We start from the raw sequence: 19,136 nt of genomic DNA, 5'->3' as shown, positions 1-19,136 counted from the left end.
TGCATACAAGCTTCACGTCGGGCATCCGGTGCGATAGCCTGAAGTCCCCCGTTACGGGGTCATTCCGCGTGCTGACGGACTGGGAGGGGGCGTCGGCACGCGGAATATTCGTGTGTCTGGGTCACTTAGTCTGTATGGGGCCGGGCACGTGGCCGTCACGGTCCCGACCAGCCAGCCATCCGAGGGATCGAGGGGGCATAGGCCGGTGAGCACGGCGACAGGAACAGCTCAGGACACCGCCGAGGTACGCGAAGCCGCCGCGCAGCGGCGCACCTTCGCTGTTATCTCCCACCCGGACGCCGGGAAGTCCACGCTCACCGAGGCCCTCGCGCTGCACGCCGCGGCGATCACCTCAGCCGGCGCCGTGCATGGCAAGGGAGACCGTCGGGGGGTGACCTCGGACTGGATGTCCATGGAGCAGGACCGCGGCATCTCCATCACGTCGGCGGCGCTGCGCATCACCTACGACGACTGTGTCCTCAACCTGCTGGACACCCCCGGGCACGCCGACTTCTCCGAGGACACCTACCGCGTGCTGTCCGCGGTGGACTGCGCGATCATGCTGCTGGACTCCGCCAAAGGCCTGGAGCCCCAGACCCTGAAACTGTTCGAGGTCTGCCGCGCGCGCGGCGTTCCGGTGGTGACCTTCGTCAACAAGTGGGACCGGCCGGGCCGGGAACCCCTGGAACTGCTGGACGAGGTGGAACAGCAGATCGGGCTTCGCCCCACACCGTTGAACTGGCCGGTGGGCATCGCCGGCGACTTCCGCGGGCTGATCCACCGCGCCAGCGGAGCCTACACCAAACTGCACCGCACACCCGGTGGCGCGACGCGGGCCCAGGAGGAACACCTGTCCGCGGAGCAGGCCGCCGCGGTGGAGGAAGTGGCCTGGGACCAGGCACAGGAGGAGCTGGCGCTCCTGGAGGAGATCGGAGCGGAGTACGACCCCGAGACCTTCCGTGCCGGGATCTCCTCCCCGCTGCTGTTCGGTGCGGCCCTGCCGAACTTCGGGGTGGCGCAGCTGCTGCGTACCCTGGTCGACCTGGCTCCCGCGGCGGAGGCGCGCCTGGACACGTCCGGCGAGCCGCGCCCGGTCGATGCTCCGTTCTCCGGCCAGGTGTTCAAGATGCAGGCCAATATGGACAAGGCGCATCGGGACCGGATGGCTTTCCTACGGGTGTGTTCGGGCCGGTTCGAACGCGGCATGGTCCTCACCCACGCCACCACCGACCGGCCGTTCGCCACCAAGTACACCCAGGCCGTGTTCGGTTCGGAACGCTCCACGATCGAAACCGCCTACCCTGGGGACGTGATCGCACTGGTCAACGCCAGTGCGCTGCGGGTCGGGGACACGCTCTACGATGGACCCAAGGTGCAGTTCCCGCCGATCCCGAGCTTCGCCCCGGAACACTTCGCGGTGGCCCGGGCCAAGGACACCCGTACGGACAAGCAGTTCCGGCGCGGGATCGCCCAGCTCGACTCCGAAGGTGTGGTCCAGGTCCTCAGCTCGGATGTGCGTGGGGAGCAGGCCCCGGTCCTCGCCGCCGTCGGCCCGCTCCAGTTCGACGTCGTCCGCGGGCGGATGGAGCAGGAGTTCAACGCGCCGGTGGAACTGTCTCCGCTGGACTACTCGATCGCACGACGCACCGACGCCGCCTCGGCCCCGACCCTGCACAGTCTGTCCGGAGCCGAGGTGCTGACCCGGCGCCAGGACAGTGAGCTGCTGGTGCTCGTGCACAACAAGTGGCGGCTCAAGGTCATCCAGCGTGACCATCCCGAACTGACCATGGAAGCGCTACTGGCGGGCGGGGTCTCGGCCTGAGCGGTCCGGGCCCGGCCGCCACGCCGCGCCCGCGTGCCGCCCTGATCGCGGCGCGCGCTCCCTGAGGAGTCATCCTGAACACGACACACACGCCCGAGAAGTTATCGGGCGCCACGCAGGCTGGCCACGCCGGCTCCGGCCGGCGACCCGCGGTCCTGGTGGCGCTGGCCGGAACCGTCCTCGCGCTCAGTGGCCCCGGCCAGACGGCCGGGTTCGCGGTGTTCATCGACCCCATGATCGCCGATCTGGGCATCAGCCGCTCCGTGGTGTCCGCCGCATACATGGTGGGCACCTTGGCTGGGGCGGTGTCCCTGCCCTGGATCGGTCGTGCCGTGGACCGGTACGGGGTGCGCCCCACCCTGGTGACGGTGGCGCTGGGTTTCGCGGCGTTCCTGCTGCTCCTGGCCACCACTCGGGAAGTCTTCGGCCTGACCGCCGGTTTCGTGGGGGCGCGTGCCCTGGGCCAGGGCGGTGTCACCATGATCGCGACCACCGCCGTCGGTATCGCGGTCACCCGGAACCGCGGAACCGCGCTCGGTGTGACCAGCGCGATCGGCACGGCCGGAATCTCGCTGTTTCCCCTGCTGGCGGAGCGCCTGATCGCCCTGCTGGGGTGGCGTATGGCATTCGTCGTCGAGTCCGGCATGGTCCTGGCGATCATCGTTCCGATCGCCTGGTGGGGAATGCGCGGCCTCCGACGCGGCACCTCCACCGACACCCCGGATCCGGGACGGGGCGCGCGGGGGGACAGCTCCGGTGCCACGGACGAGACGCCGCCCGCATCGCCGACCTGGCCGATGCGGGCCGTGCTGCGCACGTCGATGTTCTGGGCGATCGCGAGCGTGGTGACCTGTAGTGGCCTGGTCAGCACCGCGGTCTTCTTCCACCTGGTCGCCATCCTCGGGGAGCAGGGCCTGAGCCCCACCCAGGCCGCGGCCACGTTCCTCCCCCAAACTCTGGCCGGGCTGCTGGCGTCGTTGCTGTTCAGCTCGGCAACGGACCGGTTCTCGCCCAAGGTGCTGCTGTCGATCGCGATGGGCGCGCACGCGGTCACGCTCGCCCTACTGCCGGTGGTCAGCCCCGGGGTCAGCGCCCTGGCCTTCGGTGCAGCGCTGGGGGCGGCAGGCGCGGCCGCCCGTGCGGTGGAGGCCGCAGCCTTCCCGTACTACTACGGAACCGAGATCCTGGGGACCCTGCGGGGTATGAGCCAGTCGCTGGCCGTGGCCTCGACCGCGGTAGCCCCGCTGATCCTGTCCCTGGGGCATGACATCGTGGGGGCCTATGCCCCCGTCGTCCTCGGGCTGGCCGTGCTGCCGGCGGTGATCGCCCTCGCTGTTCCCTTCGCCCGCCCCCCACGTGCGCGTTCCGCACCGCCGGAGCAGCCCGCCTCCGCATGAGGCCGAGCCGTGGTGTCCGGCCGCGTCCACGTGGACTGGGCCGGAGACGCGTGCGGCATCCGTATGCACCGGTTCCGACCGTTCATCGCGGAAAAATGGCCGCTTGGCCGACCATGACGTGCTACGACCTCGACCGGGACGCCCACGGGTGCCAGTCTTACCCCTGTCACTTCCTGGGGAGTGCGGAGGAGATACGGGGCAGATGGCACGCAATCAGGATCCACCACCCTGCGGCAAGTGCAGGGGGACGGGCAAGCTCACCTACCAACGACCCAAGAAGCGCCCCGACGGGACGATCGACTGGGTGGACAGTGTCGAAGATTGCAGCACGTGCGGGGGAACGGGCCAATGCAGGTGATGGATCGCCAGAAGAGCACGCACTGTAAGCTTCCCGACTGCGAGTGGTGTCTCCGTCCGGACCGGCCGTGCCGGGGGTGTGACGGTACGGGATGGTGGCAGCCGGAGATGCCGCGTCGAGACACGATCTCGGGGGCTATCACCTGGGTGCGCGTCGACGAGCCGTGCCGAATGTGCGCCAACACCGGGCACGAGCACAACCCGCTTCCCGAGCAGGAGGAACCCTAGACCGGGGCTGGGGAGTGCCGTCCGGTGATCCCGGTACCGGGGCATCGTGTCGGGGTGGGATCGGTGCGGTTCTGGCGTCTCGGGGCCGCCCCCAGACCATGGGGGGCGGGAAAGGCCGATGGGGTTTCACTCCCCGAGCAGTCGCCGGCGTCGCCCGTCCCACGAGAAGTGCAGGGTCGCGATCCCGGGCACCTGCGGATCGCGCATGCACTCGTAGATGTGCAGGCTGGGCACGCTGGCGAAGCAGCCCCACAGTCGCTCGGAGGTGAGCACGAAGTCCAGGTCCAGCTCGGCGAGCAGTCCCAGCAGCCGACCGTGGGTCGGCTCGTCCACTTTGGCGAACGCATCGTCCAACAGGATCAGGCGCGGTGCCTGCGGGGCGTGCTGTGCCAGGGAGCCGAACTGGGCGGCGGCCGCGGCGAACAGGACCAGATAGGCGATGACCCGCTGCTCGCCCTGACTGAGTGCGGTACGCCCCGTCAACGGTCGTTCGGTGGTGTCCTGGGCCCCGCCGGCCACGTAGACGGTGAAGGTGAACCAGGACCGGTAGTCCAGGGCGGCGCGCAGCTGGGCCCCGTGGCTCGCCCCGGGGTCCAGGCGTCGGATCGCCTCGATACACCGGCGGAGCGCATCCCGCAGCCGGGTGGTCTCCAGCCGGCTGCGCTGGTCGGGTGGGCACTCCAGCAGGGGCACCACCGCGCTGATGTCGGAGTCGGCGTCCGCAGCAAGCTGCCAGTCGAGGCGCGCACCGATGCCCTGCGAGGTGGTGACCTCACCGAGCACCTCGTTCATGGTGGCAACCAGGGAACGCGCTTCGGTGATCTGCCGGTACAGGTGTCCGGCCAGCTCGCCGAGCAGCTGGCGTTCGTAGGCTTCGTCCTCCCGGAGTCGAACGTTCTTCTCCGCCTCGGAGATCGCGTCCGCGAGGTGGCTGGCGTAGCGGCTGATGTCGTGGGTCCCGTGGTCATCGACGATGCGCAGGCGCTTGACCGCACGGGTCTCGCCAAGCTCCACCCGCAGGTTGACCTCGGCCCCGATGTCCGCGAGGCGCTGGGACAACAGCTCGTAGCCGCGCAGGATGTCGTTGTCGTCGGGGGTGGTGCGTCCCTCTGGGGCGTCGGTGGGCTGGGGGCGGGGTGGAGATCCCGCGGGCTCATCCGGCTGTCCGGACTCGGTGGCTGCTGCTACGGCGGCCGCGCCATCGGGGACGTCGTCGGGGGCGTCGGTGTCGTCCGGCGTGGAGTGGTACGCATGGTCCGGGCTGTCGTCCCCGGCGCCGGCTGTGGCGGGCGCGTGTGCCGGGGGAGGGTCGGCCCGCTGCACGGTGTCGACCACGGCATCCACGAGGTCACGCAACGCTGTGAGGGCGGTGCTGCGGGCGGAGGCGGGTGCCTCCCCGGCGCCGTCCGACTCGGTGGCTCCGTCCGGCCCGGACGACCGACTGATCGCCGCATCGAAGGCGCGTATGGTCCCGGTGTGGGTGGCGAGATCACTCGCCCCGACACAGTGCAGGAGATCCTCGTCCGGTTCCGGATCTCCGAGTAGGGCACGGAACTCGGTACCGGCTGCCAGTGCCCGGTCCGCGGCGGTCGCGAGCTCCCGCTCGGCGAGTTCGTACCGGGTCTCCACCGCCACGCGCGCGTCCCGGGCGTCCTGCGCGGCACGCTCCAGCTCGGGCAGGCGGGATCCGGCCTCGGCCCCACGCCCCCGCACCTCGGTTCGGGCCTGCTGGATCTGTTCGGGGCTGGCGGTGCGGGCACGGTCGGTCAGCTCGATGTCGCGCCGCACACTGATCATGTCCTGGATGGCGGCGGTTCGTCCGTCTTCGGCGGCAATGCGGTCGGCCCGCAGCCGCTGCCAGGTGGCCACCTCGGAACTGTAGCGGTCGACGGCGGCGATCACGGAACGGGTGCCGCTCCGGAGCGTGGTCAGGGTTGCTTCGGTTCGGGTGAGGGCGGACAGGACCCTGGCCAGTGCGGCACCGTCGGCGGGCAGACCATGGTGGTGCGCGGTCTCGGTAACCTCCGCCTCGAGGTTCTGCACCTCGGTCTGGGCGGCGTCGGCGCGCTGCGCGGAGGCGCGGGCCTCCTGGGCGGCCGCGGCCCGAAGGTCGGTCGCGTTGGTGGCCACGGCCCAGGCCGACAACAGGTCCGCCCCGGACGGTAGGACGTGCAGCAGGCCGGCCACCTGGTCGTGGCGCTCGGCGATCTCGGTGTGGCGTTCCCGCGTCTCCGCCAACAGGGCCTCGGCGATTGCGATCCGTCGATCCAGTTCGGCGGTACTCTGCCCGTCGTCCTCTCCGCCCGACGGCCCCACGGGCGCGTCCGAATGCCGTGCGGTGTGCTGGCCCTGCGCACGTTTGCGTGCGGCCAGATCGTCCAGCTCACTGCCGAGCTCCCGCTGTTCCGCGACATTGGCGTCGCGCAGCTCCAGCAGCTCCCCGACGAGCCCCCGCAGGATCTCGGTGGCTTCCTTGGTGACGGTCGCGGGCAGGTCTGTGGGATGCGGCTGGGGCGTGCCATCCGGAGGTAGGGCCACCCGGGCCTCCAGGGCGGTCAGGTCGAGACCGGAGTCCGGGCTGAGCGTGCGCACCCGGGCGATCCAGTCCCGCACCGCCGTGGTGTAGCTGTCGCTGGCCGAGCGCACATCCTCGTGTGCCTGCTGTTCCCGACGCAGACACATCTCCAACTGGCCGTCGAGCCACTCGGCCTCGTCCCGCAGGGCGGTGGCGCGTCGGCGCGCCTGGGCCAGGGTGTCGGTGTCGGCGTGCAGGCGCGTGGCCACCTCGCGGCGCTCGGTGGCCCGGGTCGTGAGGTGGTCGATGTCGTGGGCCAGGCGGGAGAGCCCCGCGCGCAGCGCCGGAGCGTCGATCCCGGTCACCGGCTCCCGCTCCACAGAGTGTTCCAGCCCCTCCAGGTCCACCAGGGTGCGGCTTTCGCGGGCGGCCAACACACTGGTGCCCGGCTGGGGCACCGGCTCGGTCAGGTCGAGACCGGCGGCGTGCGCGGCGTCGCGGCAGGTGCCGTGCAGTTGTCGCAGCTCGTCGAGCTGCTGGTGCAGCACGGTGGTGGTGGCCGCCAGGTGCTGCTCGGCGTGCGATTCCGCGGCGCGGGCGTGCTCGGTACCGGCAGCGGCCGCCTCCGCAGCGCGGGCGTAGGCACCGATCGCGGCCTGGTGGGCCTGCTGCTCGGCCGTGGTGGGGGCGGTGCTGGCGGCGGCCGCACCGGCGAGGCTTCCGTCGTCCGCGGTGGCGGTGTCCCGGGTGCGACGTAGCCGGTCCCGTTCCTCCTGCCGGGCGGACTCTGTGGCGCGGCACTCCTCGACCTCGGTGCGTAGCCGTTCAACCGTGGCGGCACAGTCCGCGTAGGTGTCCAGGTGGCCGCGGACCTCGTCGGCGCGGCTGCGCAAGGCCCCGCGCAGGTACTCCCGATAGTCGGTGAGCATGCTGTCGATGTTCTGGGCTGCGGCCCGCAGCCCATGCAGACGGCCACGCGCGGCGTCCAGCGCGGCGAGGTGCTGGGCCAGCGTGTCCAGGATGGTCTCGTCGGTCGGGGGCAGCGCCTCGGCGAGTACGGAGACGAGCTCCCCGGCTTCGATGCGCTCTCCGATGGTGGGGCGGCGCAGTCGGTGCAACAGGTGTACGAGATTGCGGTACCGGACCGGATCGTCGAGTCCGAACAGTTCCTGCATGACCCGCGCGCGGTAGCTGACGCCGTCGCGGTAGCAGTTGTTCGCACCCACCGCGTCCTGGAGGTGGTCCAGGCTCAGCGGTCCGTCCGTGTCGTCGAGGAGGTGCAGGTCCTCGCCCACACGCAGCTCGGTCACGAAGAAGACCGGGTGTACCGAGTCCTCTTCGGGTACGGCGCTGATCGCGCAGCCGAGCGTCCTGCGCTGGGCTGCGTCGTCCTCGGTGCCGGCGACGAACTCCACCCACACATAGCCGCGGAGCGGCCCATCGTCGAACCGGCGGCTCTGCCGCATGAGCCAGCGCAGCCCCGTTCGTCCGCTTCCGGTGGTGTCGAGTCGGCGCGGATCCCCATCCAGGAGGAAGGGCAGGAGCATCTCCAGAGCCTTGGACTTGCCGGCCCCGTTCCGCCCACGCAGCAGCAGCCGGCCGTCCGCGAACTGGAACGTCTGGTCGGCATACTGCCACACGTTGTGGATCCCGGCTCGGGTGAGGCGATAGCGCGCGCTCCCCGGTGTTCCGTCGACGGTTGGCGTACCTGCGATCAGCTGATCGGTGCCCGTCATCGACCATCCTCCGCTTCGTGCCGCACGCCGTATCGTCCCATTCTGCTGCTCGTCGTCAGTACCCGGAACCGTGCCGATCCCGGTTTGCGGTTCGGTGTGCTCGGGCACGGCGAACCGCTTCGCACTCCACGCGGGGGGTGCTCATCCCGGTGTCGACCAACGGCCGGCGGCTGCCAACAGGCGCCAGCCGTCCTCCCCGCTGTGCTGATCGACGGACCGGTCCGGGTTGTCGTCCAGCAAGCCCACCTCGCAGAGGCGCTGCACCACGGCCGCACCGGTCACGGTGGCCGTGTCCGGGATAACCCGTTGCGTACACCGTTCCAGCAGATCCGCGGGGACGGGTACCCCCACCACCGGATGGGTGGTGGGACGCAGTTCCGCGACCAGGTGGTCGAGCAGGGTGCAGGCGAGCCGATCGGTCTCGGTGGGGGTGGGGAACAACGCTCCGGCGCCCCCGGCTGTGCCTGTGTCTGTACCTGCGCCCGTGCCCGTGTTCAGGGTTCCCGCAGTGGCCGCGACGGCACTGGCCCCGGTATCGGGCACCAGCAGGGCGACGCCCTCGGCCCGGACTTCGGCCGTGCCACCGAGGAAATCGGTGAGGGCGGCCACCGCCCGCCACTGGTGCCGGCCCAGCCACAGACGTTGCGGCTGGGGGAGCTCGTCCCGATAGACGACCGCGTGCTCCACCAGGCGTCGCAGTACGGCGCGACCGGCGGCGCGTTCCGCCTGGGCACTGCCCGCGGCACCCCCCGCTTGGAGTCCACCGGGGGGTGTCACGAGCTCGTCCACCCGCGACTGGGTCCGCGGCGGGTGGGTCACCAGGGCACGGACGATCGGGTGGCGCACGGTGTACCGCGTGGACTCGGGCGGCGCGTGGTGTCCCCGTCCTCGCCGCGGGGTGGCGGCCCCGGATTCCACACTCGACTCGGAGGTGCCCAACTCCCCGGTGTCGGGGGACAGCGCCAGTTCGGCCAGGGGCTCGACCGGGCCGTTGAGTGCCCGCCACTCGTGCAGTCGCAGGAGCGCGGTCGCGCAGGCACGCCGCTCGGCCCGACGCTCGATCGGGTCGCGGTTCAGGCCCGCTTCGGCGGCGGCGCTGCGGATCCCGGCCAGGAGCTGGTCCAGGCCCAGTGGGCTCGGTGCGTCCTGGAGTACGGCGATCGCGAGGGTGAGATAGGCGTAGGCGCGCGGGCTGAACGGGAGGCCGCTGGCCCGCCCCAGCGCTGCGGGCCGACGGGGCGGCTCGGACTTCACCAACCGTGCGTGGTCCCTGGTGACATCCAGCCGGTACTCCAGCAGGGCCCAGAACCGGCCGATGAGCCAGTCCGCGTGCGCCTGCACCAGGGCGAACTCCTCGGGAGCGTCCCCTGCGGTGATGAGCGGGCGGGTCAGGAGTCGGCGTGCGGCCCGTTGCCGTTCGACGCCCTGGGCCAGATCCTCGGTACTCACGGTGCCTCCGTAGCCGATTCCTCGGCCTCCCCCGGTCCCGCGCCCTCGGGACCCTCCCCCGGGTGGGAAAGCGTCGTTGGGGAAGGTGACTGGGTCGGGGATGTCTCCGTTGGGGGTGTGGTGGATGCGGTGGATACGAGGTGCCGGAACGGGACCGTATCGGTTCGCGCATCCGACTGTGCACAGCCGGATGCGCGCTGCGCGGCCGCGGGGTCACTCGCGGACGGGGGCTCCTCGTCGTCCCAGGCGCCGGCCCACAGCGACACTCCGTTAAGGGTCAGCTCCCCCTCAGGGTCGCGCACAACCACGGTCGCTTCGGGGTCGGCCACGACGTGCACCCGGATGTCGTACTCCAGATCGCCGGCGGAGCGGGGGGCGTGGTCGGGCGCTCCCCCGCCGAGCGCGGCGCCCAGAAGTTCCACCAGGAGTTCCCGCCCCTGCCGCGACAGCGTGAGTTCGCTGCGGTCCTGGGGCGTGGTGCCCTCCCGCAGGACCTGGCGTACTTCGGTGGCGGCGGCGCGCCGCCAGTGCGCCTCGGCCTCGGCTTCGGCGCGGAGCCGGTCGCGGGTGCGCTCCGTCTGTGGCGGCATCGCGATGGCCTCGGTGTCGTCCGGGGAGGACTCCCGTGGGGGCGGTGTCCACCAGCTGCGGGGTGGCTGGCGCGCCTCGATCTGGCTGTTCGTGGCTGATCCGCCCGGGTCGTCGGGATCGCCCGCCAGCCACTGTGCCGGATACAGGCGGAAGGTGGTGGTGAACAGCACGTGGGCCGTGTCCGCATCAGCGGCGTCGAACCACGCGGCCAGCCGCAGGAGTTCGGGTCGGCCGACGGACGTTCCCGCAGGTACGGCGGGCTGGTCCCACGCCGAGGTCGCGGGACGCTCCAACCGGTTCGCAAGCTCACCCATTCTCAGCAGACTAGGGGCAGTTGCGCCCGTGTGGGACCGGTGGCGGGCGGTCGTTTCGCTCACTGTGCGGATGGGCGCCCGGGCCGCAGGCGCCGCTGCCGCCGCCACCGCGGCAGTTCGGCCCGGGCGAGCTCGGCGGCGCCGATCATGCCGGCGTCGTTACCCAGAGCCGCGGCACGCACGGGCGCCTGCGGACGAAACCCCCGCCCGGTGAGGTTGCGCAGGTAGGTGCGGCGTGCCGGGCCGAGCAGCAGGTCATCGGCGTCGGACACACCGCCACCGACGATGATGAGCTCGGGATCGAAGGCTGCGGCGAGGTTGGCCAGGCCGAGACCGAGCCATCCCCCCGCATCGTCCAGGAGTTCGGCACAGGCGCGGTCTCCGGCCCGGGCCAGCTGGGTCACCAGCGGGCCCGTGATGCGTTCCGGGTCCGCGTCGACCGCCCGGATCAGGCCCTCGGCCACGGGTGAGTCCGCGGCCACGAGTTCCCGTGCGTCCCGGGTCAGGGCATTGCCACTGGCGTACTGTTCCCAACAGCCACGGTTGCCGCACTCGCACCGGTGCCCACCCGGAACGACGACCATGTGTCCGAACTCCCCGGCCAGGCCGGAGTACCCACGCTGGAGGCGCCCCTCCCGGACGATTGCGCCCCCGATGCCGGTTCCGAGGTTCACCACGAGTACGTCGGTGTGTCCCTGGCCGGCTCCCATCCGGATTTCGGCCCACGCGGAGGCGTTCGCGTCGTTCTCCACGACGACGGGACGTCCGAGCCGCGCGGTGAGGGCGTCCCGCAGGGGCTCGTTGCGCCACGCCAGATGGGGGGCGAACAGGACGGTGGAGCGGTCGACGTCGACGAAGCCCGCGGCCCCAACCCCCACCGCCGCGACCGGATAGCGCTGGCTCAGGCTCAGCACGGCCGCCACGATCGTCTCCTCAACGTCCCGGGGGCTCTTACTGCGGTCGGGGGTCTCCCGGCGTTCCCGGTCCAGAACCTGCCCGGCGGGGGTGACCACTCCCGCGGCGACTTTGGTCCCCCCGATGTCGACTCCGATGGTCAGACCCCGGCGGGGCGGACGGCCTCGCCCTGCCATAGCTAGTCCTCGCTGGTCAGGCCGGTGTGCTCCCGGCGTTGTCGGTGGCGGACACGACGGGGGCGGGGAGCCGCTGGAGATCGTGTCGACCGGCGATGAGTTCCTGCACCCGGATCTTTACCCGAATCATGGGACGGCGCAGTCGCAGGTCGCGTGCCTGGGCCCGGGCGAGCTGCACCGAGCCCTGGGGGTAGCGCCAGCGGGCCCACGGGGATCCGGGGACAGCCAGACGTAGGGCGGTGATCAGGGAGAGGCCGGGGAGGAACACTCCGGCGAGGCCCAGCCAGATCTTGCCCTTGAGGAGGCTGACGATCGCCCCGGCAAGGTTCAGCACAGCGAGGGTGACGAAGCCCGCGGCCCGGACCGCGGATGCTCCGTGGTCGGCGCTGGCTCCGGTCGCCGCCGCGGCCACCTCGGTCCAGCCGAAGGGGCGCACCCCCAGCAGTAGGAGTCCGGTCAGTGCCACCGCGACGAACACCGCGTCCACCGAGGTGCGTCCCTGTTCGGTCCAGTAGACGTCCCGGAGGTGCAGAATCAGCGCGAACTCGTCCAGAACGAGGGCTGCGCCCAGCCCGAAGGCTGCGGCGGCCAGGACCAGCGGCCAGCCGTCACGCTCGGGCAGAGCCAGCAGGGTTACCCCGCTGAGTAGGAGAAGAGCCACCCCGAACACGACGTGGTGGACGTGGACACCCCCGGGCGTGAGGTTTCCGGGCCACCAGCGCACCTGGGCTCGCACGAGCCGCACACTGATCCGGATCAGAAGGAAACCCGCCACGAAGGAGACGAAGAAGCAGAACAGGGGAAGGCGCCCGGTGCCCACGATGTGGCCGGTGAACCACTCGACCATTCCACGTCTCCTCGCCACACGGGAACCTCACGGACAGGCTGGCACTCCCGCGACCCTGGCCCCAGAGTCCGCATGGATGCACCAGCCCGCCACAGTACGTCCCCGACGTGGATGCTCGGACAGGCAGGTCGGACCCGTCCGAGCACGACTCGGGTATCGAATCAGGGGTCGAAGGGGAAACGGTCGGCTCCCAGGGCGGGCCGCAGGTCCGAAAGCCAGGCGGCGTTCTCGTCGTAGGCGGCGAAGAACGGGATCCCGACCAGTTCGGGGTTACGGGCCTGGAGCATGCGGAGCACGAAGACCCGCTCACCCGCGACCTCGGTCACGCCGTCCACACAGACCTTGCCGGGGGTGGCCGACATGGAGGGCCCCCGGACGGTTCGTGCCAGTCCCGACACCGAACGGTAGGCCCCCCGGAAGATCTCGTAGGCCTGGGCGAGCGGAACGGCGAAGTAGTCCTGGGGCCCGGTGTCGCGCTCAACGAACATGTAGTACGGCACCATGCCGTGCCGCACGTGGGTGCGCCACATGCTCTCCCAGGTGGCGGAGTCGTCGTTGATGGTGCGGATCAGGGGGGCCTGGGTCCGGATCACCGCTCCGGTGTTCCGGATCCGGCGCACCGCCTGCTGGACGAGGTCGGGGGCCATCTCCCGCGGGTGGGAGAAGTGTGCCATGAAAGCCAGGTTCTTTCCGGAGTCCACCACCCGCTCGAACAGGCGCAGCGTCTCGTCGGCGTCGGGATCGGTCACGAAACGTTGCGGCCAGTAGGCGAGGGCCTTGGTGCCGATCCGGATCGACTCCAGAGTGTCGATCTCCAGCAACGGTTCGATGTAGCGGGAGATGACCCCCTCCCCCATGATCATCGGGTCGCCACCGGTGAACAGCACACTGGTGACCTCCGGATGGGCGCGTAGGTAGGCAACGAGCTGGTCGATCTCGTCGCTGGCGAAGCGCAGGTCGGGCTCACCGACGAACTGGGCCCAACGGAAACAGTAGGTGCAGTAGGCGTGACACGTCTGGCCCTGCTTGGGGAAGAACAGCACCGTTTCCGGATACTTGTGCTGCACACCCTGCACGGGGTCCTCATTGCCGAGCGTGGGCACGTTCAGTTCCATCTGCCCGGCCGGGTGGGGATTGAGCTTGGCCCGCACCTCGTTGGCCGCGGCGGTCAGCTCCTTGCGGGAGGCCCCCTGACGCAGCAGGTTCGAGATCCGGTTCACGTCCGCTTCGGGGAGCATGTCCGGACGGGGGAAGGTCAGCCGGAAGATGGGATCGTCGGGCGCGGCCGACCAGTCGATCAGCTCCTCGATGACGTAGGCGTTCACCCGGAACGGCAGCACCGTCGCGACCGCCCGGGTCGCCAGCCGTTCCTCGTCCCCGAGTCCGGCCCGCGCCGTCAGCTCGTCCAGGTGCTTGGTGGTGTAGGCGCGGAACCGTCGCCCGCCGGACGGGGCGGGCGCGACCCCGGTCGGCGCCGCCGCGTCTGTCTGCACAGTCACTCGTCTCCTTCGTCGGTCACGTCGGGTTGGCTGTCCGGACTACCCCCGGCATTGTGCGTCATCTGCGCATACGTGCGATACCCGATCTTGCGGGATCCGATACCAGGTGACGTGTTGCATCCGCAGCGCACGGTATCCTCCGTATCCTCCCGAAGATCCACATCCTTCCCTTTTTCCTCCCCTTGTTCCCGTCTGCGCCACGGGACACGCCCGGACCGATCCGGGACCGTGCGGGTTTCGGGCCATCCCGGTGTGCCGCCCGCAGAGGTCACGGTGGTTGCATACGCTGACGCTGCGGTTGTCCACGAGCCGGAACCGCCTGGACCACCTGCCCGAATTCCCGGTTAGGAGCACCGTTGGCCAGCGTGCAGCGCGCCCCGAACGCAGTGTCGCCGTCAGTGTCTGCGTCTGCGTCTGCGTCACCCTCGACCTCGGCGGGCCCGGCCGGCGGTCGACGCCCGGCCCCACGCCGCCCCTCGGGCATCGCGGTCGACGCCATGGGCGGGGACTACGCTCCGCGGGAGGTGGTCCGCGGGGCCGTCCAGGCGGCCCGCGAGACGGGGACACGGATCACCCTGGTGGGCCGCTCCCCCGAACTGCTGTCCCTGCTGGCCGAGGACGATGCGACGTCCGAGGTGACCGTGGTCCACGCCGAGGACATCCTGGCCATGCACGAGGGGGCCCTGGCGAGCTGGCGGCGCCCCCGATCCAGTGTGGCCGTGGGGTGCAAGCTCGTCCGTCAGGGGGAGGTGGGTGCCCTGGTGTCGGCTGGATCCACGGGAGGCGTGGTCGCCACGTCCACGGTACGGCTGCGAACCCAGTCCGGAGTGCTCCGTCCGGCGCTGGCAGTGGTGTTGCCGACCCAGCCCACCCCCACCGTGTTGCTGGACGCCGGCGCCAACGCCGACGCCAAACCGGAGATGCTGGTGCAGTTCGCGCATCTCGGTGCGGCCTACGCGCACACCGCACACGGAATCACCGAACCCCGCGTGGGTATTCTCACCATTGGTTCGGAGCCCGGAAAGGGCAACCGCCTGGCGCGTAAAGCCGCGGAACTGCTCGCCGCCACCGCCGAGGGTCCACCAGCCCTCGACTTCCGTGGCAATATCGAGGGCAGCGACCTGCTGTCCGGGGAGGTCGACGTCGTCGTCACCGACGGCTTCACCGGTAACGTCGCGCTGAAGTCCGTCGAGGGCGCGGTCCAGTTCGCCTTCGCACAGATGAGTGCGGCTCTCGGCGGCACCCGCATGGCGCGGCTCGGCACGGTGCTCCAACGCGGCCCACTGCGGGAGCTGCGCGAACGGATGAACTCCGAGACCTACGGCGGGGCGATCCTGTTGGGGCTGAACGGCACGGTCGTGCTTGCGCACGGGGCGAGCCACGCCCAGGGTGTGGCACGGGCCTGCGCCCTGGCCGGCGATCTGGTGCAGGGGCGCATCGTGGACCAGGTGCGCCAACGCGTGCATGCGGCCGGGCGCAGCGCGACGCGACGTCAACGACGCGCCACCCCGGAGTGACGGGGTGACGGGATGAACCGGACGCGACCGCGGAACGCGGAATTCGGCCAGGCCGAGGCCCCGCGGCCGGCCGGGCGCAAGTCCAGGACCGGGCGTGATCCTCGGTAGGCTTTGCACATGCCCGATCCGCAGTCAGTCCTCACCCACCGGGTCCAGGCTGCCCTCGGCGCCGCCCTCGGCACCGAGTACAGCGACGCCGACCCGGTCATCCGCCCGTCCCAGTTCGCCGACTTCCAGGCCAACGCTGCCCTGGCACTGGCCAAGAAGCTCGGCCGGAATCCGCGTGAGGTGGCCACGGACATCGTCGCTGCCCTGGACGTGGCGGACATCTGCCAAGAGGTGGAGATCAGCGGCCCGGGCTTCGTCAACCTGACCCTCAGCGACGACTGGATCGCCGCGGAGACCACGCGTCTGCTGGATGATCCGGGGCTGGGGGTCCTCCCGCAGGAGGCCCAGCGCATCCCGATCGACTACTCGGCGCCGAACGTCGCCAAGGAGATGCACGTCGGGCACCTGCGCACCACGGTGGTGGGGGACGCGCTCGCCCGGACCCTGGAGTTCCTCGGACACCACGTGATCCGCCAGAACCATGTGGGGGACTGGGGCACCCCGTTCGGCATGCTCATCGAGCACCTCTTGGACGTGGGGGCGGACTCCGCCCAGGCACACCAGCTGGAGAGCGACCCGAACGCCTTCTATCAGGCGGCCCGCGCCAAGTTCGACGCCGACGAGGACTTCGCGGGGCGGGCCCGGGAGCGTGTCGTGGCGATGCAGGGCGGCGACCCGGACACCCTGCACTACTGGCGCACGCTGGTGGACCTGTCCACGACCTACTTCAACAAGGTGTACCGCAAGCTCGACGTCACCCTCACCAACGAGGACCTTGCTGGGGAGAGCACCTACAACGACCGGTTGGCCGGGGTGTGTGCGGAGCTGGAGAACAGTGGGATCGCCGAGATCAGTGACGGGGCCCTGTGTGTCTTCCTGGAGGGCCACACCGGCCGTGAGGGCCGGCCCGTTCCGCTGATCATCCGCAAGAGTGATGGTGGCTACGGGTACGCGACCACGGATCTGGCCACCCTGAAGTACCGGATCGAGCAACTGGCAGCAGACCGGATCCTCTACGTGGTGGGCGCGGCCCAGTCGCTGCACCTGCGTATGGTGTTCGACACGGCGCGGGCGGCGGGGTGGCTGCCGCCGGACGACAGCGTGGAGCCGATCCATGTGCAGATCGGTAACGTTCTCGGTTCTGACGGCAAGATCCTGCGCACGCGCAGTGGCGAACCGATCCGGCTGATGACCCTGTTGGACGAGGCTATCGAGCGGGCGGGCAAGGTCGTGGCGGAGACCCGGCCCGAGCTGGACGAGGACACCCGCGCCGAGATCGCCCGGGACGTCGGCATCGGGGCCGTCAAGTACGCCGACCTCGCGGTGTCCCACGACAGCGAGTACGTCTTCGACTTCGACCGGATGCTGGCCCTCAACGGCAACACCGGCCCCTATCTCCAGTACGCGGTGGCCCGCATCCGGTCCATCTTCCGCAAGGGCGGATTCACCCCACCCTCACAGGCCGGAACCGACGCGATTGCGGCCCCGGTGGCCCTGGGTGCGGCTTCCGAGCGGGCTCTGGCGTTGGCCCTGCTGGAGTTCGGGCCGACCGTGGCCGAGGTGGGGAGCACACTGCAACCGCACCGCCTGTGCAGCTACCTGTTCGGGCTGGCGCAGGCGTTCACGACCTTCTACGAGGAGTGCCCGGTCCTGCGTGCCGAGGACGCCGCGCAGCGGGACTCGCGGCTGGCCCTGACCGCGCTGACCGAGCGTGTCCTGGTGCAGGGGCTGGCACTGCTCGGGGTGCGGGCCCCGGCCCAGATGTAGCCGGGGGCACCCCGACACCTCCTGCCACCCGCCGGGCGGCCCGACCCTGGTGGCCGCACCGCGGGATCCGACGCGTGGGAGGGGGCCACCCGCCGGTTGGCACCGGCGGACGGGGGCCGACCCGCGTCACGCGAAGGGGGACCTTCTACCCTGGCAGGTCACAGGCGTGATCCGGCGGCCGATGGATGAGGGGGCATTAGGCCATGGGCACCAGCACGAGCGGTACCGAGACCAACGAGGAACAACACATGTCCGACACTCCCGGCCTGGTGGAACTGGGCCCCGGACCGGGAACGTGGCACCTGGATCCGATGCACTCCAGCCTGATCTTCGTTGCCCGTTACCTGGCCTTCGGGCGGGTCCAGGGAACGTTCGGCCGGGCTCGCGGGCAGGTCCAGGTTCCCTCGGATCCGCTCCAGGCGCGGGTGGACGTGACCCTGGATGCCAGCAGTATCAACACGGGGGTGGCAGCCCGGGACCACCATCTGCGTTCCCCAGATTTTCTCGACGTGGCCACCCATCCGGAACTCAGGTTCGTAAGCCGGAGAATCGCGCGTGACGGCACCCGCACCGGGTTCCGCCTCACCGGCGACCTCACCATTCACGGGGTTACCAACGAGATCGTGCTGACGGGCCGCTGGGTGGGCGACGCGCCCGACTATCTGCGCTACGGTCAGGCTCACGGTCACTTCTTCACCGCCAACAGCAGCATCCGCCTGTCCGACTTCGGGGTCGGTGACGGCGGCGAGGTCCCCTGGGGAGGGCGCCTCGTGGGTGACGTGGTGGACATCGTGCTGGAGGCGCGACTCCAGAACCAGGATCCGACCGAGGTGCTGCGCGAACTCGGGCACGAATAGCGCGGCGCGGTCAGACGACGCTCCGGTCGATCTCATCGCGCCACGGGAGCGAGCTGCTGGCTCCCTCCCGGGTCACACAGAGCGCCGCCGCGGCCGCGGCGAAACGCAGGGCCTCGGCAGCGGTGGTGTTCTCCCCGTGTTCCCCGTGCGCGTGGGCATCGCGGCCCCGCTCCGCCTGGGCCACGGCGAATGCGGCACAGAAGACGTCGCCGGCGCCGGTCGTGTCCACCACGGGGGCTGGCGGCTCCGCCGCCGGTACCTCCACTGTCGTACTGCCCCGCCGGGCCAGCAGGGCCCCCTCGGTGCCGCGGGTGATCAGTGCGGCGGGAACGTGCTCCAGGAGCGCCGGTGCGGCGCGACGCGGATCACTCTCCCCGGTTATGGCCGCGGCCTCGTGCTGGTTGGGCACCAGCAGGTCCACCGAGGTGAGAAGCTCCGCGGGCAGGTGGGCCACCGGTGCTGGGGTGAGGATCGTGGCCACCCCAGCCTCCCGGGCCGCGCGGGCGGCGGAGATCACGCCGGAGACGGGCAGTTCCAGCTGGAGCAGAAGCGCATCCTGGCCGGCCAGCAGTGCCGTGTCCGTAGCGTCGAGGTCCCGCACGCTCGCGTTGGCACCGGGCACCACCACAATCGAGTTCTCACCGCTGTCGGCCACCCGAATGTGGGCCACCCCCGAGGCTCCGGGAACCCGTCGCAGGCGCGAGGTGTCGCAGCCGCTCGCGGTGAGACTCCGTCCCAGCTCATCAGCGAAGACGTCGTCACCGACGGCCCCCACGAAGGTGACCTCGGCTCCCGCCCGAGCCGCCGCGATCGCCTGGTTGGCGCCCTTGCCCCCGGGCACGGTGCGAAACTCCCGTCCGGCAACCGTTTCGCCGGGCGCCGGGGCCGCGGTCATGTAGGCCACGAGGTCCATGTTGACGCTGCCGACCACCATGATCCGCGCGGAAGCCGTCTCGGTCTGTGCCTGTCGTGTCACTACGTTCGCCCTCAGACGTCGTCGGTGGGGTATGCGCGAACCCGGCAGGGTCCGGGCACAGCCAG

At 70.7% G+C, this 19,136-nt stretch carries 12 protein-coding genes; 5 read left to right on the top strand and 7 right to left on the bottom strand.

Features of this window, described 5'->3' with window-relative positions; translation table 11 throughout:
* Nucleotides 1-205: 205 nt before the first annotated feature.
* Nucleotides 206-1,822 carry a peptide chain release factor 3 gene (locus tag RIF23_RS08305; protein WP_310911823.1) on the top strand — a complete coding sequence of 539 codons (1,617 nt, stop codon included), beginning with the start codon at nucleotides 206-208 and terminating at the stop codon, nucleotides 1,820-1,822.
* A 158-nt stretch (nucleotides 1,823-1,980) separates the two neighbouring features.
* Nucleotides 1,981-3,219 carry an MFS transporter gene (locus RIF23_RS08300; RefSeq protein WP_310911822.1) on the top strand — a complete coding sequence of 413 codons (1,239 nt, stop codon included), beginning with the start codon at nucleotides 1,981-1,983 and terminating at the stop codon, nucleotides 3,217-3,219.
* Between the two features lie 711 nt (nucleotides 3,220-3,930).
* On the opposite strand, the gene RIF23_RS08295 is transcribed toward RIF23_RS08300, so the two are convergent.
* The 6 genes from RIF23_RS08295 to RIF23_RS08270 form a co-directional block, all read right to left on the bottom strand.
* Nucleotides 3,931-8,055 (bottom strand): SbcC/MukB-like Walker B domain-containing protein, encoded by a 4,125-nt coding sequence (locus tag RIF23_RS08295; protein ID WP_310911821.1) that lies wholly within the window; start codon nucleotides 8,053-8,055, stop codon nucleotides 3,931-3,933.
* Nucleotides 8,056-8,196: 141 nt separating this feature from the next.
* Complete coding sequence (locus RIF23_RS08290; protein WP_310911820.1) at nucleotides 8,197-9,504, bottom strand: DUF2398 family protein; 1,308 nt, start codon at nucleotides 9,502-9,504, stop codon at nucleotides 8,197-8,199.
* Nucleotides 9,501-10,409 (bottom strand): DUF2397 family protein, encoded by a 909-nt coding sequence (locus RIF23_RS08285; RefSeq protein ID WP_310911819.1) that lies wholly within the window; start codon nucleotides 10,407-10,409, stop codon nucleotides 9,501-9,503. The genes RIF23_RS08290 and RIF23_RS08285 overlap by 4 nt, the downstream gene beginning before the upstream one ends.
* A gap of 59 nt (nucleotides 10,410-10,468) precedes the next feature.
* Entirely contained in the window at nucleotides 10,469-11,500 is a 1,032-nt protein-coding gene (locus RIF23_RS08280; RefSeq protein WP_310911818.1) for an ROK family glucokinase, read from the bottom strand.
* A gap of 16 nt (nucleotides 11,501-11,516) precedes the next feature.
* Nucleotides 11,517-12,347 carry a hypothetical protein gene (locus tag RIF23_RS08275; protein ID WP_310911817.1) on the bottom strand — a complete coding sequence of 277 codons (831 nt, stop codon included), beginning with the start codon at nucleotides 12,345-12,347 and terminating at the stop codon, nucleotides 11,517-11,519.
* Between the two features lie 161 nt (nucleotides 12,348-12,508).
* Entirely contained in the window at nucleotides 12,509-13,846 is a 1,338-nt protein-coding gene (locus tag RIF23_RS08270; RefSeq protein ID WP_407659424.1) for a KamA family radical SAM protein, read from the bottom strand.
* Nucleotides 13,847-14,244: 398 nt separating this feature from the next.
* Between RIF23_RS08270 and plsX the strand changes: the two genes are divergently transcribed.
* The 3 genes from plsX (at nucleotide 14,245) to RIF23_RS08255 (ending at nucleotide 18,095) form a co-directional block, all read left to right on the top strand.
* Entirely contained in the window at nucleotides 14,245-15,363 is a 1,119-nt protein-coding gene (gene plsX / locus RIF23_RS08265) for a phosphate acyltransferase PlsX (RefSeq protein ID WP_310911816.1), read from the top strand.
* 117 nt (nucleotides 15,364-15,480) lie between these two features.
* Nucleotides 15,481-17,238 (top strand): arginine--tRNA ligase, encoded by a 1,758-nt coding sequence (gene argS / locus RIF23_RS08260; protein WP_310911815.1) that lies wholly within the window; start codon nucleotides 15,481-15,483, stop codon nucleotides 17,236-17,238.
* A gap of 248 nt (nucleotides 17,239-17,486) precedes the next feature.
* Nucleotides 17,487-18,095, top strand: a complete 609-nt coding sequence (locus RIF23_RS08255; protein ID WP_310911814.1) for a YceI family protein — start codon at nucleotides 17,487-17,489, stop codon at nucleotides 18,093-18,095.
* Between the two features lie 10 nt (nucleotides 18,096-18,105).
* On the opposite strand, the gene RIF23_RS08250 is transcribed toward RIF23_RS08255, so the two are convergent.
* A complete protein-coding gene (locus RIF23_RS08250; RefSeq protein WP_310912101.1) occupies nucleotides 18,106-19,029 on the bottom strand; it encodes a ribokinase in 924 nt (307 codons plus the stop codon).
* Nucleotides 19,030-19,136: the final 107 nt, after the last annotated feature.

The organism is Lipingzhangella rawalii (genome assembly GCF_031628175.1).
GTDB lineage: Bacteria > Actinomycetota > Actinomycetes > Streptosporangiales > Streptosporangiaceae > Lipingzhangella_A > Lipingzhangella_A rawalii.
The sequence above is the reverse complement of the archived record's forward strand: the minus strand, read 5'-3'. Positions and strand labels throughout refer to the sequence as shown.

What these genes read in the sequence shown, in the direction of transcription:
- RIF23_RS08285 (WP_310911819.1), bottom strand. Translation starts at nt 10,409, where the DNA reads ATGGGTGAGCTTGCGAACCGGTTGGAGCGTCCCGCGACCTCGGCGTGG.
- RIF23_RS08275 (WP_310911817.1), bottom strand. Translation starts at nt 12,347, where the DNA reads ATGGTCGAGTGGTTCACCGGCCACATCGTGGGCACCGGGCGCCTTCCC.
- RIF23_RS08250 (WP_310912101.1), bottom strand. Translation starts at nt 19,029, where the DNA reads ATGGTGGTCGGCAGCGTCAACATGGACCTCGTGGCCTACATGACCGCG.
- RIF23_RS08280 (WP_310911818.1), bottom strand. Translation starts at nt 11,500, where the DNA reads ATGGCAGGGCGAGGCCGTCCGCCCCGCCGGGGTCTGACCATCGGAGTC.
- RIF23_RS08255 (WP_310911814.1), top strand. Translation starts at nt 17,487, where the DNA reads ATGTCCGACACTCCCGGCCTGGTGGAACTGGGCCCCGGACCGGGAACG.
- argS (WP_310911815.1), top strand. Translation starts at nt 15,481, where the DNA reads ATGCCCGATCCGCAGTCAGTCCTCACCCACCGGGTCCAGGCTGCCCTC.
- RIF23_RS08295 (WP_310911821.1), bottom strand. Translation starts at nt 8,055, where the DNA reads ATGACGGGCACCGATCAGCTGATCGCAGGTACGCCAACCGTCGACGGA.